The organism is Streptomyces sp. NPDC006332 (assembly GCF_040612855.1).
In the GTDB taxonomy this organism is placed as follows: domain Bacteria; phylum Actinomycetota; class Actinomycetes; order Streptomycetales; family Streptomycetaceae; genus Streptomyces.
The window spans coordinates 51,704-67,468 of sequence record NZ_JBEXRA010000010.1 but is presented as its reverse complement, the minus strand read 5'-3'; the positions used below and the strand labels follow the sequence as shown (position 1 = coordinate 67,468).

Here is a 15,765-nt window from a genome sequence, read left to right as displayed (position 1 = left end):
CCAAAGGTTGTCGAGAAGCCATGCACACCCAATTCCCTACCCACCGGTAAGGCCTAGGGTCACCTCATGCGCCGAGCGAAAATCGTCTGCACCCTGGGCCCCGCCACCGACACGTACGACCAGATCAAAGCCCTGGTCGAAGCCGGAATGGACGTAGCCCGCTTCAACCTCAGCCACGGCACCCACGCCGAACACGAGGAGCGCTACCACCACGTACGCAAGGCCGCCGACGAGACCGGCCGCAGCGTCGGCATCCTCGCCGACCTTCAAGGCCCGAAGATCCGCCTCGGCGCTTTCACCGAAGGACCCGTACTCCTCGAACGCGGCGACACCTTCACCATCACCGTCGAAGAAAACACCCCAGGCAACGGCCACACCTGCGGCACCACCTACCCAGGCCTCGCCACCGACGTCACCCCCGGCGAACACATCCTCGTCGACGACGGAAAAGTCTGCCTCCAAGTCACCGCCATCGACGGCCCCCGCATCCACACCACCGTGATCGAAGGAGGCATGGTCTCCGACCACAAAGGCCTCAACCTCCCCGGCGTCGCCGTCTCCGTCCCCGCCCTCTCCGACAAGGACGAAGCCGACCTCCGCTGGGCCCTGCGCACCGGCTTCGACATCGTCGCCCTCTCCTTCGTCCGCAGCGGCCACGACATCCACGACGTCCACCGCATCATGGACGAACAAGGCCGCCGCCTCCCCGTCATCGCCAAAGTGGAAAAACCCCAGGCAGTCGAAGCCATCGACGACATCGTCGCCGCCTTCGACGGCATCATGGTCGCCCGCGGAGACCTCGGCGTCGAAATGCCCCTCGAACAAGTCCCACTCGTCCAAAAACGCGCCATCAAACTCGCCAAACGCAACGCCAAACCGGTCATCGTCGCCACCCAAATGCTCGACTCGATGATCGAGAACTCCCGCCCCACCCGCGCCGAAGCCTCAGACGTCGCCAACGCGGTCGTCGACGGCACCGACGCCGTGATGCTCTCCGGCGAGACGAGCGTCGGCAAATACCCCATCGAAACCGTCACCACCATGGCGAAAATCATCGAAGCCGCCGAAGAAGTCATCCTCGCCAAAGGTCTCCCCGCCCTCACCGACAGCAACAAACCCCGCACCCAAGGCGGCGCCGTCGCCCGAGCCGCAGCCGAAATGGGCGACTTCCTCGGCGCGAAATACCTCGTCGCCTTCACCCAGTCCGGCGACACCGCCCGCCGACTCTCCCGCTACCGCTCCCCGATCCCCCTCCTCGCCTTCACCCCCGAGCCGGCCACCCGCTCCCAGCTCAGCCTCACCTGGGGCGTCGAGACCTTCCTCGGCCCCACCGCCGAATCCACCGACGCCATGGTCGACCAGGTGGACGAGCTGCTCCTGCAGTACGGCCGCTGCGAGAAGGGCGACGTCGTGGTCATCACCGCCGGCTCCCCGCCCGGCGTCTCGGGCTCGACCAACCTCGTCCGGGTGCACCACATCGGCGAGGACGACAAGTAGGTCGGCGGTCAGTGCTTGGGGCCTACGTGGGTGTCGAGGCGGGCGACGGAGGCCTTCTTGGCGACGGAGATGTTGTACGGGTTGCCGTTCCGGGAGCAATGCGTCCATTCGATCCCGAGCCTGTCGAGGGTCTCGGTGTAGAGCTGGCGGATGTCGTCGGAGACGTTGGTGAAGAAGTAACGGGGATACTCGTACCGCTTGCGCTCACCGGCTACGAGGCGAGTGGTCCAGTTGGTGATGCGGCATCCGTCGGAGTGGATGAGACCGCGGACGAATTCCCAGGGGTGCGCGTCGACGATGGCTTGTTGCCAGGGTTCGAGGGCGATGGTGCGCTCGTGTTTCCTGCCCGGCCCGTGTTGAGGGAACAGGCAGTGCAGGTGCTTCGAGTAGACCTTCACGTTGCTGCAGCCGGTTCTGCGGACGCGGCACACCGAGTTGTACGGGAAGACCGCGCGCATGGCCTGCTCACAGTCGTCCATGAGGCCGGGCCATGACTCAGTGCAGGTGATCATGAGGTTGGGCACTCGATGCTCGGAGTAGTGACTGATGTGGCCATCGCCGAGATAGAGGCCCAGCAGGTAGCCGTACGCGGGTTCATCGAGGTCCCGTCCGTCGCATCGGGGGCACTTGGGATCGTGCTTGCCAGGGCACTCGCCGCGTTTCGCTCGGTCCAGATGCTTCCAGTAGCCGACCGTGCCGAGGGGCACGTTCAGACGCCGTGCGACCTCGGCGTTTTTGGTGCCGCTGCGCAGGAGGGTGAGGGCTTTCTGTCGTACTTCAGTGCCATGAAAGTTCATATGGACACTCTGCGTCACTGATCGTGACTGAATGCAGTAAAAAGCGGGTGTTCACGAGAACGTGAGCATCCGCTTCTGGATCAATGGTGCCGGGTGCGGGACTCGAACCCGCAAGCCCTCTCGGGCAGATGTGTTTGAGACATCCGTGTATGCCATTCCACCAACCCGGCAGGACTGGCTGTTCGGAATCATACCGGGTCACCGCAGCCACCCGCCTCTAGGTAGGCTGCATAGGCAGCAGTACGTGCCCGGCCCGTAACGAGGAGCCCCCGTGACCGCCCCCGAGTCGCCCCAGCCAGTAGACGCGCCCGACGACGACAAGTCGCACGTGCCTCCGCTGACGACCCGTGTCGTCATCGCCGAGGACGAGGCCCTGATCCGGCTCGACCTCAAGGAGATGCTGGAGGAGGAGGGCTACAACGTCGTGGGCGAGGCCGGTGACGGTGAGCGCGCCGTGGAGCTGGCCCGTGAGCACAAGCCGGACCTCGTCATCCTCGATGTGAAGATGCCGAAGCTGGACGGTATCTCCGCGGCGGAGAAGATCGCGGAGGAGCGGATCGCCCCGGTGTTGATGCTGACCGCGTTCTCGCAGCGTGACCTCGTGGAGCGGGCGCGGGACGCTGGTGCGATGGCGTATCTGGTGAAGCCGTTCAGCAAGAGTGACGTGATTCCGGCGATCGAGATGGCCGTCTCACGGTTCACGGAGTTGCGGGAGCTGGAGAACGAGATCGCTGATCTCACTCTGCGGTTGGAGACCCGGAAGCTGGTGGATCGGGCGAAGTCGATTCTGCAGACGGAGTACGGGTTGACGGAGCCGGCGGCGTTCCGGTGGATTCAGAAGACGTCGATGGATCGTCGGATGTCGATGCAGCAGGTGGCGGAGGCGGTCATCGCGGATGCCGACGAGAAGAAGGGCGGCAAGGGCTGACGCCCTGCCCCTGAACGCCGTCGAGGCCCGCGCCCCCGGACAGGGGGTGCGGGCCTCGACGTATGGCGGGAGGGCCGGACTCAGTCCTCGCCGAGGTACGCCTTGCGTACCGACTCGTCGTGCAGGAGGTCCTGTCCGCTGCCGGAGAGGACGATGTTGCCGACCTCCATGACGTGGCCGTGGTCGGCGAGGGAGAGGGCTGCTTGGGCGTTCTGTTCGACGAGCAGGATGGTGGTGCCCTGGGACTTGAGTTCGGCGATGGTCGCCATGATCTTCTGCATCATGATCGGGGAGAGGCCCATGGAGGGTTCGTCGAGCATGAGGAGTTTGGGCTGGGACATGAGGGCGCGGCCCATGGCGAGCATCTGCTGTTCTCCGCCGGAGAGGGTGCCGGCGGCCTGCTTGCGGCGCTCTCCCAGGATGGGGAAGAGGTCGTAGGCGCGCTGGATGTCCTTTTCGATGCCGGCCTTGTCGGTGCGCAGGAAGGCTCCGAGTTGGAGGTTTTCGGTGATCGTCAGCCGGGGGAAGATGTGGCGTCCCTCGGGGGAGTGGGCGAGGCCGAGGGCGACGATCTTGTGTGCGGGGGTGCCGTTGAGTGGTTTGCCGTCGAAGATCACGCGGCCGCTTGTGGGCTTGAGGAGCCCGGAGAGGGTGCGGAGGGTGGTGGTTTTGCCGGCGCCGTTGGTGCCGATGAGGGTGACGATCTGACCGGCTTCGACGGAGAAGGAGATGCCCTTGACGGCTTCGATCTTGCCGTAGGCGACCTTGAGGTCGTGGACCTCGAGCAGTGCGGTCACTGGGCGTTTCCTTCCTTGCTGGTGGGGCTCTCCGCGGCGTCGTGGGTGGCGGCTTCGACTTCGGCGGCTTCGACTTCGGCGGCTTCCTCGGCGCCGGGTGCGCCCTCGAACGGTGTGCCGAGGTAGGCGGCGATGACGCGTTCGTCGCCCTGGACGACGTCGGAGGTGCCTTCGACGAGTTTCTCGCCTTGGACGAGGCAGGCGACGCGGTCGGACAGGTTGAAGATGAAGCGCATGTCGTGCTCGATGACGAGGACGGCTATGCCGCGGTCGCGGATGGCGAAGACGAGGTCTTCTGTTGCCCGTGTTTCCTGGGGGTTCATGCCTGCGGTGGGCTCGTCCAGGAGGAGCAGGCCGGGTTCGCTGGCCATGGCGCGGGCGATTTCGAGCTTGCGTTGTTCGCCGTAGGGGAGGTTGCGGGAGAGGTGGTCGGCTTTGTGGGCGAGGCCGATGAACTCCAGCAGTTCCATGGCGCGTTCGCGGGATGCGGCTTCGGCCTTGCGGAAGCCGGGGCCTCGCAGCAGGGCGGACCAGAGGCCTTCCTTCGTCCTGGTGTGGCGGCCTACGAGGACGTTTTCCAGGACGGTCATGTTGGCGAAGAGCCGGATGTTCTGGAAGGTGCGGGCGATGCCTGCGCTGGTGACGAGGTGTGGTTTGGGTGGGAGGACGGTGCCTTTGTAGGAGACCTTGCCTTCGGTGGGGACGTAGAGGCCGGTGAGGCAGTTGAAGAAGGTCGTTTTGCCGGCGCCGTTGGGGCCGATGAGTCCTACGATTTCGCCGGTGTTGACGGTGAGGTCGACGCCGCGGACGGCGGTGAGGCCTCCGAAGCGCATGGTGACGCCGCTGGCTTCGAGGACGGGGCTGGTGGCGGTGGTGGTGGTCATGTGGGTCACGCCCCTGCCTTGGTGACGCCGACGGTGGAGGCGGGCAGGCCTTGTTCGGGGATGTCGAGTTGGCCGGTCTCGTGGAATTCGAGTTGGCGGCGTCGGTTGGCGATGATGCCTTCGGGGCGGAAGCGCATGAGCAGCACGAGGGCGATGCCGAAGGCGAAGAGTTGGTACTCCTTGAGGAAGCCGAGCTTCTCGGGGAGGAGGTAGAGCAGGGTGGCGCCGAGGATGGGGCCGTTGACGGTGCCCATGCCTCCGAGGACTACCGCTGCGAGGAGGAAGGCGGAGTTCGGGGGTACGGATCCGGCGAACTGGTAGGGGGCGGGGTTGACGCTGTAGCCGACGTGGGCGCTGACGGTGCCGGCGAGGCCGGCGAGGGAGGCGCCGAGTGCGAAGGCGATGAGCTTGACCCGGAAGCCGTTGATGCCCATGGCGGTGGCGGCGGTTTCGTCTTCGCGGATGGCGATCCAGGAGCGGCCGATGCGGGAGTCGGCGGCGCGGTTGAAGACGACGACGACGATGCCGGTGATGATCAGCATCAGCAGGAAGTAGTTCGCGAAGCGGCCGAGGGTGATTCCGCCGATGTCGTGGGCGTTGCCGAGGTTGAACCCGAAGAGGTTCATGTCGGGGATCATCGAGATGCCGTTGGGGCCGTTGGTGATGTTCGGTCCGGAGGAGCCGTCGAGGTTGTTGACGGTGATGCGGAAGATCTCTCCGAAGCCGAGGGTGACGATGGCGAGGTAGTCGCCGCGCAGTCGCAGGGTGGGGGCGCCGATCAGGACGCCGAAGACGAGCGATGCGGCCATGCCGGTGAGCATGGCGGCCCAGAACGGGAATTGGACGCCGGAGAACCGGGAGAACTCGGAGCCGGAGACGAGGGCTGCGGCGTAGGCGCCGACGCCGAGGAAGGCGACGTATCCGAGGTCGAGGAGTCCGGTGAGGCCGACGACGATGTTCAGGCCGAGGGCGACGGTGGCCACGACGAGGATGTTCACGCCGAGGTTGGCGTTGTGTTCGTTGCCTTCGACGAAGGGGAAGATCGCCGCGGCGAGGAACGCCATGGAGGTGGCGAAGCCCTTGTGGTGGGCGTTGAGGGTGGCGAAGCGGTCGAAGAGTCCGGCGGTCTGGAGTGCCCAGGTGCCGAAGATGACGAGCAGCAGGTAGCCGATGAAGGTTTCGCTGGCGTCGGGGTCGACGCCGATGCCGTAGGTGAAGACGATCAGGGCTGCGGCGGTGGCGGCGGTGATGACGAGGCGTTCGGCCCAGCCGGGGAGTGTGGTGGCCGGGGGGAGGTTCTCGGCTTTGGCGACCAGATCTTTGAAGGATTTGCCGGGGTGCGGCAGCGCGAGGGCGCCGGTGAGGGCGAGCAGGGAGGCGATGGCCGCGATGTAGGCGCCGGGGTCAAGGGCTACGAGGCCCTTGAGGTCGACGGCGATGGCGATTGCGGTGAACCAGCTGACGGAGAAGGCGGAGGCGGCGGCGAGGAGGATGGGCGCTGGGGCGTCTGCTGGGTTGAGCCAGCGCAGGCCGCGGACGTTCCAGAGGGTGAGCGCGTACAGGAGGGTGAGGGCGCCGGCGACGAGGGCGAGGACCTGGAGTCCGGCGGGGGAGCCGTAGTAGGTGAGGTCCCCGGGGAAGTCGGCGGTGTAGGTCCATGACATGAACGTGCTGGCGATGGTGCCGATGGCGCCGACGGCGATGAGGATGCGGGCGACGTTTTCGGGGAGCGGGACGAGGCCGCGGGTGGTGTTCGCCGTGGTGGCAGGGGTGTTGTTGTCTGTGGTTGCCATGGTGTTCACGCCCTGTCCGCGACGCGTTCGCCGACGAGGCCTTGTGGCCTGAACAGCAGTACGAGGATGAGGAGGACGAAGGCCCAGACGGAGGCCCAGCCGCCGCCTCCGAGTTGTTGCATGCCGGGGATGCCGTCGATGTAGGAGGTGGCCATGGTTTCGGCGAGGCCGAGGACGAGGCCGCCGATCATGGCTCCGTAGATGTTGCCGATGCCGCCGAGGACGGCGGCGGTGAAGGCTTTGAGTCCCATCTGGAAGCCCATGTCGTATTTGACTGAGCCGTAGCGCAGGCCGTAGGCGACGGCGGCGACGGCGGCGAAGAAGCCGCCGATGGCGAAGGCGATGACGATGATGCGGTTGGTGTCGATGCCCATGAGCTGGGCGGTGTCAGGGTCTTGTGCGGTGGCCTGCATGGCGCGGCCGGTGCGGGAGAGGCTGACGAAGAGGGCGAGGGCTGCCATGCAGAGGGGGGCGGCGACGATGACGAAGACGGAGCCGCTGCTGATGCTGATGGAGCCCAGGTGCCAGGGGCCGAAGTCCAGTTGGGGGAAGTTGCGGTCGGTCTTGGCGTTGGGGTACCAGTTGAAGACGGCCTGCTGGAGGGCGAGGGAGAGGCCGATGGCGGTGATGAGTGGGGCGAGGCGTGGTGCGCCGCGTAGTGGCCGGTAGGCGAAGCGTTCCGCCCCGACGGCGATGAGGACGGAGACGAGTCCGCCGCCGATGAGCATCGCTGGGAGGGCTATCCACATGGATGTGCCGTCGGGCAGGACGTAGAGGTAGACCGTGAGTGCGCCGAAGCCTCCGGTCATGAATATCTCGCCGTGGGCGAAGTTGATGAGCTGGACGATGCCGTACACCATCGTGTAGCCGATGGCGATCAGCCCGTACATCGAGCCGAGGAACAGCCCGTTGGCCAGCTGCTGCGGCAGGGTGTTCACCGCATGGCCTCCATGTGGGTGTGGAGAGTGGACGGGGGCATATGGAGCGGGCCGCGCGGTGACGTGTGGTCTTGGCCGCGCGGCCCGGGGGTTTAGCTAGCGGCGGAGTGGATCAGCCGTTGAAGGTGCCGCTCTTGACGGCCTTCCACTTGCCGGAGACGACCTGGTAGACGGTGAGCTGCTTGTTGGTGGTGTCGCCGTACTGGTCGAAGGCGACGGGGCCGGCGATGCCGTCGAACTTGGTCTTCTGGACCTCGTCGACGATCTTGGCGCGGGCGTCGTCGGGGATCTTGCCGTCCTTCACGACGTTGCCGATCGCCTTGATGATGGCGGTGGCGGCGTCGTAGGAGTAGCCGCCGTAGGTGCCGTAGTCGCCCTTGAGGCCGGCGGCCTTGTACTTCTTGATGAAGTCGGCAGCTGTGGGCAGGGAGTCGACGGGTGCGCCGACGGAGGTGACGAGGTCGCCTTCGGAGGTCGCGCCGGCGCTCTCGATGTAGGTCGGGGTGAACATGCCGTCACCGCCGAACAGGGGGATCTTTGCGCCGCCGTCCTTGAGCTGCTTGGTGAGCTTCTCGGACTCGTCGTACTGGCCGCCGTAGTAGACCAGGTCGGCCTTGGAGTTTTTGATCTTGGTGACGAGGGCGGAGAAGTCGGTGTCGCCGACGTTGATGTGGTCTTCGCCTGCGACCTTGCCGCCGTCCTTGATGAAGCCGGCCTTGAAGAGCTTGGCCAGGCCTGCGCCGTAGGTCTGCTTGTCGTCGACGATGAAGACGTTCTTCTTCTTGAGCGTCTTGGTCGCGTACTCGGCTGCAAAGCCGCCCTGCAGGGCGTCGGTGGTGGCGGTACGGAAGTACGTCTTGAACGGACGGGACTTCGACGTCTGCCAGTTCTTGCCCTGGGTGAGTTCGGGCGCGGTGTTGGAGGGCGAGATCTCGACCAGGTTGGCGGTGGCGAAGACCTGCTGCATCTGGGTGGCGACACCGGAGTTCAGCGGGCCGACGACGCCGAGCACCTTGTCGTTGTTGACGAGGGCGGTGGCGTTCTGCTGGCCGCTGGCCGGGATGGCCTTGTCGTCGAGCGCCTGGACCTTGAAGGTGACGCCAGGGACGGTGTTGTTCTTGTTGGCGTCGTTGACGGCGATCTGCACGCCGCCCTGGATGCCGAGGCCGGTAGCGGAGTTCTGGCCGGTCAGCGGAGCGTCAACGCCGATGATGATCTCGGTCTTGCTGTCGCTGTTCTTGTCTCCGCCGTCGTCGCGCGAACCGCATGCGGTCAGCGTGAGTGCTCCGGCGGACAGTGCAGCGGTGATGGCGATGAGTGAACGTCGACGCACGTTCCAGTCCTTTCCGTGGGCGGCCCTCCCCCGTGGAAGAGACCGAGTCGGCGCCTGGCCCGGAGTGACTTACGGTGGCGCGGTGACTGGCCGTGACTCTAAGCGGGTGTGGGGAACCTGGAGGAGGGTCTGGGGGAGGCTGTGACGCTCTTGTTATGACACGGCGTAATGCGGAGCGGTGCCCGATGGGCGGAACAGCGGAATTCGGGCTGATTCGCCCTGTCCGCATAGTGAGAACCTGCAGGACTCGCGCAGGGTGGTTCAGGTGTCTCGGGTGTTTTGGTCATGACCGAAATTTATTGCCGCAGGCGACTTGTAGGGCTATGAAGAGGTGCTGCCCAAGATGCTGGGCCGGGGTGGTGACGGTGGTCTTTCATTGCAGGTGTATTACGTAGAGTTACGCCCAGGAAAGGCTGTCCGGTGTCCTTCGGGCTGTCCGACGGTCCGTCACGTGCAGGGCGAGGACGTTGTTCCGGCTGTTGAGGCCTTCGTCCGCAAGGCGGACCGGGGGCCGACGTCAGGGGCGCGCCGGCTTCTGCGGCCGGGCGCGTGGAGTCGGCCGTTGCCGGCGAGGAGGGCCGCGGTCGGCGCCGCGACGAGAACGGGGCGCCGGTGTCGGGCGTACCAGTGGGCGAGATGTCCGTCCGAACTGTGGTGCGATGCTGGGGAGTTCAGTGGCTCCGTGGTGTCCCGTGGGCGCGGGCGGCCCCGCTGCGGAGCCTCAGTAAGCAATCGGCGGCGACGCGGATGCCGTTGTGGACGCGGTCCTTCGGCTGCTGTGCCGCCCGCGGAGGCCGATGTCCCGCACCTTGCGGCGAGGCTGCCCGCGAGGAATGCCGACACCTGCCCGCAGCCGAGCTCGGATCCCGGTCGTGGGTGCGGTGGGGCGTCCGGCGGCGCCCGGCCGGGTGCTGGGCGGTGCGGGCGGTCGGGCGCCGGCGGCCTTCCAGGCGGGGCGGGCTCAGCCGGCGGCGCCCGGCCCCTTCTGGTCGCCCGGGTTCACGTCGCGGAGCAGGCAGGTCAGGCGGGCGGTGCACACCCGTCGTCCGTCCTCGTCGCTGATCACGATCTCGTACGTGGCCGTGGAGCGTCCCTGATGCACGGGGGTGGCCACGCCGGTGACCAGTCCGGAGCGGGCGCCGCGGTGGTGGGTGCAGTTGAGGTCGACGCCGACGGCGATCTTGGAGCTGCCTCCGTGGAGCATGGATCCCACGGATCCGAGTGTCTCGGCGAGCACCGCGGAGGCGCCGCCGTGCAGGAGTCCGTAGGGCTGGGTGTTGCCCTCCACCGGCATGGTTCCGACGACGCGTTCCGGGGACGCCTCCACGATCTGTACGCCCATGCGCGTGCCGAGGTGTCCGGCGGAGAACAGGGCCTGCAGGTCGACGCCGAGTGCGGCGTACTCGTCGATGACCTCCTGCGGGAACTTCACGTGCTGGTGCTCGCCCATGGGGTCCGGCTCCGTTCGATGTGGTCGGTACGCGTCCGCGCGCGGGCGGCCGTACGGCTCCTCGCTGAGCAAACGCTCAGTCGGTCGCCGATTGTTCCAGACGTACGACGACGGACTTGCTGGCCGGGGTGTTGCTGGTGTCCGCCGTGGAGTCCAGCGGCACGAGCACGTTGGTCTCGGGGTAGTACGCCGCCGCGCAGCCCCGTGCGGTCGGGTAGTGCACGACCCGGAAGCCCGGTGCCCGCCGCTCCACGCCGTCCTTCCACTCGCTCACCAGGTCGACGTACGAGCCGTCGGTGAGGTGCAGGGCCCGCGCGTCGTCGGGGTTCACCAGGACCACCCGGCGGCCGTTCTTGATGCCCCGGTAGCGGTCGTCGAGGCCGTAGATGGTGGTGTTGTACTGGTCGTGCGAGCGCAGGGTCTGCAGCAGCAGGCGGCCCTCGGGCAGTTTCGGGTACTCGACCGGCGCGGCGGTGAAGTTGGCCTTCCCGGTGGCGGTCGGGAAGCGGCGCTCGTCGCGGGGGGCGTGGGGGAGCGCGAAGCCCCCGGGGTGTGCCACGCGCGTGTTGAAGTCCTCGAAGCCGGGGATCACGCGGGACACGCGGTCGCGGATGGTGGCGTAGTCCTTCTCGAACTCCTCCCACGGCGTCTTGCTGTTGTCGCCGAGGACCCGGCGGGCGAGGCGGCACACTATCGCCGGTTCGGACAGCAGATGGGTGCTCGCGGGCTGGAGGCGTCCTCGGGAGGCGTGCACCATGCCCATGGAGTCCTCGACGGTCACGAACTGCTCACCGCTGTCCTGGAGATCGCGTTCGGTGCGGCCGAGCGTCGGCAGTATCAGGGCCCGCGCGCCGGTGACGGCGTGCGAGCGGTTGAGCTTGGTCGACACGTGCACGGTCAGCCGGGCCCGGCGCATGGCCGCCTCGGTGACGTCGGTGTCGGGGGAGGCGGCGACGAAGTTGCCGCCCATGGCGAAGAAGACCTTCGCCTCGCCGTCGCGCAGGGCGCGGATGGCCTGGACGACGTCGTAGCCGTGCTCGCGGGGCGGCGCGAAGCCGAACTCCTTCTCCAGGGCGTCCAGGAAGGCGGGCGCGGGGCGTTCGAAGATGCCCATCGTGCGGTCGCCCTGCACGTTGGAGTGGCCGCGCACCGGGCACACGCCCGCGCCCGGACGGCCGATGTTGCCGCGCAGGAGGAGGAAGTTGACGACCTCGCGGATGGTCGGCACGGAGTGCTTGTGCTGGGTGAGGCCCATCGCCCAGCACACGATGGTGCGCTCGGAGGCGAGGACCATGCGCAGGGCTTGTTCGATCTCGCCCTGGGACAGGCCGGTCGCGGTGAGTGTCTCGTCCCAGTCGGCGGCGCGGGCGGTCGCCGCGAACTCCTCGTATCCGTGGGTGTGTTCGCGTACGAACTCCTCGTCGACCGCGCCTGAGCCCGCGCCGGAGGCGCTGTCAGACTCAGCGAGGATCAGTTTGTTGAGGAGGCGGAAGAGGGCCTGGTCGCCGCCGATCCGGATCTGCAGGAACAGGTCGGTGAGGGCGGTGCCGGCGGTGAGGCCCTTGGGGGTCTGCGGGTTCTTGAAGCGTTCCAGGCCGGCCTCGGGCAGCGGATTGACGCTGATGATTTTCGCGCCGTTGGCCTTGGCCTTCTCCAGGGCGGAGAGCATGCGTGGATGGTTCGTGCCCGGGTTCTGTCCGGCGACGATGATCAGGTCGGCCTTGTGGAGGTCCTCCAGCAGGACGCTGCCCTTGCCGATGCCGATCGTCTCCGACAGGGCCGAGCCGGACGACTCGTGGCACATGTTGGAGCAGTCCGGCAGGTTGTTGGTGCCGAGTTCGCGGGCGAAGAGCTGGTACAGGAACGCGGCCTCGTTGCTGGTGCGGCCGGAGGTGTAGAAGAGGGCCTCGTCGGGTGAGCCGAGGGCGGTGATCTCCTCGGCGACGATGTCGAAGGCCCGCTCCCAGGTCACCGGCTCGTAGTGCGTGCCGCCCTCGGGCAGGTACATGGGGTGGGTGAGCCGCCCCTGCTGTCCCAGCCAGTAGCCGCTCCTGGTGGCCAGGTCGGCGACGGGGTGCGCGGCGAAGAACTCCGGGGTGACCCGGCGCAGGGTGGCCTCCTCGGCAACCGCTTTCGCGCCGTTCTCGCAGAACTCCGCCGCGTGCCGGTGTTCCGGCTCCGGCCAGGCGCAGCCGGGGCAGTCGAAGCCGTCTTTCTGGTTCACGCGCAGGAGGGTCAGCGCGGTGCGTTTGACGCCCATCTGCTGCTGGGCCATGCGCAGGCTGTGTCCGATGGCTGGGATCCCCGCGGCCGCGTGCTTGGGCTCGGCGATCTGCGGTGCGTCCTGGACCGGATCTGCCTTGGGCGGCTTCGTTGCCATCGCGCGCTCTCCTTCTTCCCTGGCCGCGTACACCTGTGCGGTGTCCGTCGGTTCCGGGTGGTCCCCCGGTCGCCCGCACTTCGCCGAATCCTCGCACGTGCATGTGACAGCGATCGAGGCCGGGCGGTGGCCGGTGGCGTGAGCGACGAGCGGGGCGGACGGTGTCGTCCGGGGGTGAGCGTCGGGGGCGGGCGGGCCGCACTGTCAGTGGCTCGTGGCAGGATCGGGGTCGTGGCAGAAACAGCATCGAAGAAGACCGACAAGACCGCCGAGGGCGAGCGCCCCCGCCTGATGCTCATGGACGGGCACTCGCTGGCCTACCGTGCGTTCTTCGCGCTGCCCGCGGAGAATTTCACGACCGCGACGGGCCAGCCGACGAACGCGATCTACGGCTTCGCGTCGATGCTGGCCAACACCCTGCGCGACGAGGCGCCCACACATTTCGCGGTGGCGTTCGACGTCTCCCGCAAGACCTGGCGTTCCGAGGAGTTCACGGAGTACAAGGCGAACCGCTCCAAGACCCCGGACGAGTTCAGGGGCCAGGTCGAGCTGATCGGTGAACTGCTCGACGCGATGCACGCGCAGCGCTTCGCCGTCGACGGTTTCGAGGCGGACGACGTCATCGCCACCCTCGCCACCCAGGCGGAGGCCGAGGGGTTCGAGGTGCTGATCGTCACCGGTGACCGTGACTCCTTCCAGCTGGTCAGCGAGCACACGACCGTGCTGTATCCGACGAAGGGCGTCTCCGAGCTGACCCGGTTCACTCCGGAGAAGGTCTTCGAGAAGTACGGGTTGACGCCGGCGCAGTACCCCGATTTCGCGGCTCTGCGGGGCGACCCGTCGGACAACCTGCCGGGCATCCCGGGTGTCGGCGAGAAGACGGCCGCGAAGTGGATCAACCAGTTCGGTTCGTTCGCGGAGCTGGTCGAGCGGGTGGAGGAGGTCAAGGGCAAGGCGGGGCAGAACCTCCGCGAGCACCTGGAGGCCGTGAAGCTGAACCGGCGGCTGACCGAGATGGTCCGCACCGTCGAGCTGCCCAGGACGGTCTCCGACCTGCGGCGCGATCCGTACGACCGCAAGGCGGTCGCGTTGGTCCTGGACACCCTGGAGATCCGCAATCCGTCGCTGCGTGAGCGGCTGCTCGCCGTCGACCCCGGCTCCGAGGAGGCCGAGTCGACGCCGGTCGTGGACAGCGGCGTGGAGCTCGACGGCACGGTGCTCGGCACCGGCGAGCTGGCTGGGTGGCTGACCGAGCACGCCACCGACGTCCTCGGTGTGGCCACCGTCGACACCTGGGCGCTCGGCACCGGCTCGGTGGCCGAGGTGGCGCTCGCCGCGTCCGGGGGAGCGGCGGCGTGGTTCGACCCGTCGCAGCTGGACGAGGCCGACGAGAGGGCGTTCGCCGCCTGGCTCGCCGACGCGGACCGGCCCAAGGTCTTCCACAACGTCAAGGGCGCGATGCGGGTCTTCGCCGAGCACGGCTGGACGATCGCGGGCGTCAGCATGGACACGGCACTCGCCGCCTACCTGGTCAAGCCGGGCCGTCGCTCCTTCGACCTGGACGCGCTGTCCCTGGAGTACTTGCACCGTGAGCTGGCCCCCGCGGCCACGGCCGACGGCCAGCTCGCCTTCGGCGCGGACGACGGTGCCGAGGCCGAGGCCCTGATGATCCAGGCCCGTGCCGTCCTCGACCTGGGTGAGGCCTTCGAGGCCCGCCTCCAGGAGGTCGGCGCCGCGGGTCTGCTGCGTGACGTGGAGCTGCCCACCTCGGCGCTGCTGGCAAGGCTGGAGCGGCACGGCATCGCCGCCGACCGGGCCCACCTGGAGGCCATGGAGCAGATGTTCGCGGGTGCCGTTCAGCAGGCCGTGAAGGAGGCGCACGCGGCGGCCGGCCACGAGTTCAACCTCGGCTCGCCCAAGCAGCTCCAGGAGGTCCTCTTCGGTGAGCTCGGACTGCCGAAGACGAAGAAGACCAAGACGGGCTACACCACCGACGCGGACGCGCTGGCGTGGCTGGCCGCCCAGACCGACAACGAACTGCCGGTGATAATGCTGCGGCACCGCGAGCAGGCGAAGCTGCGCGTCACCGTCGAGGGCCTGATCAAGACGATCGCCGCGGACGGCCGTATCCACACCACCTTCAACCAGACGGTCGCCGCGACCGGCCGCCTGTCGTCCACGGACCCGAACCTCCAGAACATCCCGGTCCGCACGGACGAGGGCCGGGCTATCCGCCGTGGTTTCGTCGTCGGTGAGGGCTTCGAGTCGCTGATGACAGCCGACTACAGCCAGATCGAACTGCGGGTGATGGCGCACCTGTCCGAGGACGCGGGCCTGATCGAGGCGTTCACCTCCGGCGAGGACCTGCACACCACGGCCGCCGCGCAGGTGTTCGCGGTCGAGCCGACCGCGGTCGACGCGGAGATGCGGCGCAAGATCAAGGCGATGTCGTACGGACTGGCGTACGGCCTGTCGGCGTTCGGTCTCTCCCAGCAGCTGAACATCGAGGCGGCGGAGGCGCGTGCCCTGATGGACGCGTACTTCGAGCGGTTCGGCGGGGTACGGGACTATCTGCGCCGGGCCGTCGACGAGGCGCGGGCGACGGGCTACACGGCGACACTCTTCGGGCGTCGCCGCTACCTCCCCGACCTCAACAGCGACAACCGCCAGCGCCGGGAGGCGGCCGAGCGGATGGCCCTCAACGCCCCCATCCAGGGCACGGCGGCGGACATCGTCAAGATCGCCATGCTGAACGTGGACAGGGCCCTGCGTGAGGCGGACCTCAAGTCCCGGATGCTGCTCCAGGTCCACGACGAAATCGTCCTGGAGATCGCGCCCGGCGAAAGCGCGGCCACAGAGGAACTGGTCCGCCGGGAAATGGCGGACGCCGTCGACCTGACGGTCCCCCTGGGCGTGTCGGTGGGCGTGGGCGCCGACTGGGAATCGGCGGCCCACTAGATCAGAGGTG

The 15,765-nt window shown here is 67.6% G+C and carries 11 protein-coding genes and 1 tRNA gene; 3 read left to right on the top strand and 9 right to left on the bottom strand.

The features are described 5' to 3' along the window. Window positions 1–66: 66 nt before the first annotated feature. Complete coding sequence (gene pyk, locus ABZ027_RS11910; RefSeq protein WP_356767002.1) at window positions 67–1,497, top strand: pyruvate kinase; 1,431 nt, start codon at window positions 67–69, stop codon at window positions 1,495–1,497. An 8-nt stretch (window positions 1,498–1,505) separates the two neighbouring features. On the opposite strand, the gene ABZ027_RS11905 is transcribed toward pyk, so the two are convergent. Beyond that, on the bottom strand, window positions 1,506–2,294 hold the full coding sequence (locus ABZ027_RS11905; RefSeq protein ID WP_356767000.1) for a helix-turn-helix domain-containing protein: 789 nt from the start codon (window positions 2,292–2,294) through the stop codon (window positions 1,506–1,508). 84 nt (window positions 2,295–2,378) lie between these two features. Next, window positions 2,379–2,464: transfer RNA gene (locus ABZ027_RS11900), tRNA-Leu, on the bottom strand. 101 nt (window positions 2,465–2,565) lie between these two features. Here ABZ027_RS11900 and ABZ027_RS11895 point away from each other — a divergent pair. Beyond that, window positions 2,566–3,222 carry a response regulator gene (locus tag ABZ027_RS11895; protein WP_356766998.1) on the top strand — a complete coding sequence of 219 codons (657 nt, stop codon included), beginning with the start codon at window positions 2,566–2,568 and terminating at the stop codon, window positions 3,220–3,222. Between the two features lie 80 nt (window positions 3,223–3,302). Here the strand turns inward: ABZ027_RS11895 and ABZ027_RS11890 are convergent, their stop codons facing one another. The 7 genes from ABZ027_RS11890 to ABZ027_RS11860 form a co-directional block, all read right to left on the bottom strand. Beyond that, window positions 3,303–4,019: an ABC transporter ATP-binding protein gene (locus ABZ027_RS11890; protein ID WP_356766996.1), complete on the bottom strand. Its 717-nt coding sequence runs from the start codon at window positions 4,017–4,019 to the stop codon at window positions 3,303–3,305. Next, entirely contained in the window at window positions 4,016–4,912 is an 897-nt protein-coding gene (locus ABZ027_RS11885; RefSeq protein WP_356766994.1) for an ABC transporter ATP-binding protein, read from the bottom strand. The genes ABZ027_RS11890 and ABZ027_RS11885 overlap by 4 nt, the downstream gene beginning before the upstream one ends. Next, window positions 4,909–6,696 carry a branched-chain amino acid ABC transporter permease gene (locus ABZ027_RS11880; protein WP_356766992.1) on the bottom strand — a complete coding sequence of 596 codons (1,788 nt, stop codon included), beginning with the start codon at window positions 6,694–6,696 and terminating at the stop codon, window positions 4,909–4,911. The genes ABZ027_RS11885 and ABZ027_RS11880 overlap by 4 nt, the downstream gene beginning before the upstream one ends. A 5-nt stretch (window positions 6,697–6,701) precedes the next feature. Next, window positions 6,702–7,634, bottom strand: a complete 933-nt coding sequence (locus ABZ027_RS11875) for a branched-chain amino acid ABC transporter permease (protein ID WP_356766990.1) — start codon at window positions 7,632–7,634, stop codon at window positions 6,702–6,704. Window positions 7,635–7,746: 112 nt separating this feature from the next. Continuing rightward, complete coding sequence (locus ABZ027_RS11870) at window positions 7,747–8,967, bottom strand: branched-chain amino acid ABC transporter substrate-binding protein (RefSeq protein WP_356766988.1); 1,221 nt, start codon at window positions 8,965–8,967, stop codon at window positions 7,747–7,749. Between the two features lie 961 nt (window positions 8,968–9,928). Continuing rightward, a complete protein-coding gene (locus ABZ027_RS11865) occupies window positions 9,929–10,417 on the bottom strand; it encodes a hotdog fold thioesterase (RefSeq protein ID WP_356766986.1) in 489 nt (162 codons plus the stop codon). Between the two features lie 76 nt (window positions 10,418–10,493). Continuing rightward, window positions 10,494–12,797 (bottom strand): FdhF/YdeP family oxidoreductase, encoded by a 2,304-nt coding sequence (locus ABZ027_RS11860; RefSeq protein WP_356766984.1) that lies wholly within the window; start codon window positions 12,795–12,797, stop codon window positions 10,494–10,496. 231 nt (window positions 12,798–13,028) lie between these two features. Between ABZ027_RS11860 and polA the strand changes: the two genes are divergently transcribed. Next, window positions 13,029–15,755, top strand: a complete 2,727-nt coding sequence (gene polA / locus ABZ027_RS11855) for a DNA polymerase I (RefSeq protein ID WP_356766982.1) — start codon at window positions 13,029–13,031, stop codon at window positions 15,753–15,755. Window positions 15,756–15,765 lie beyond the last annotated feature (10 nt).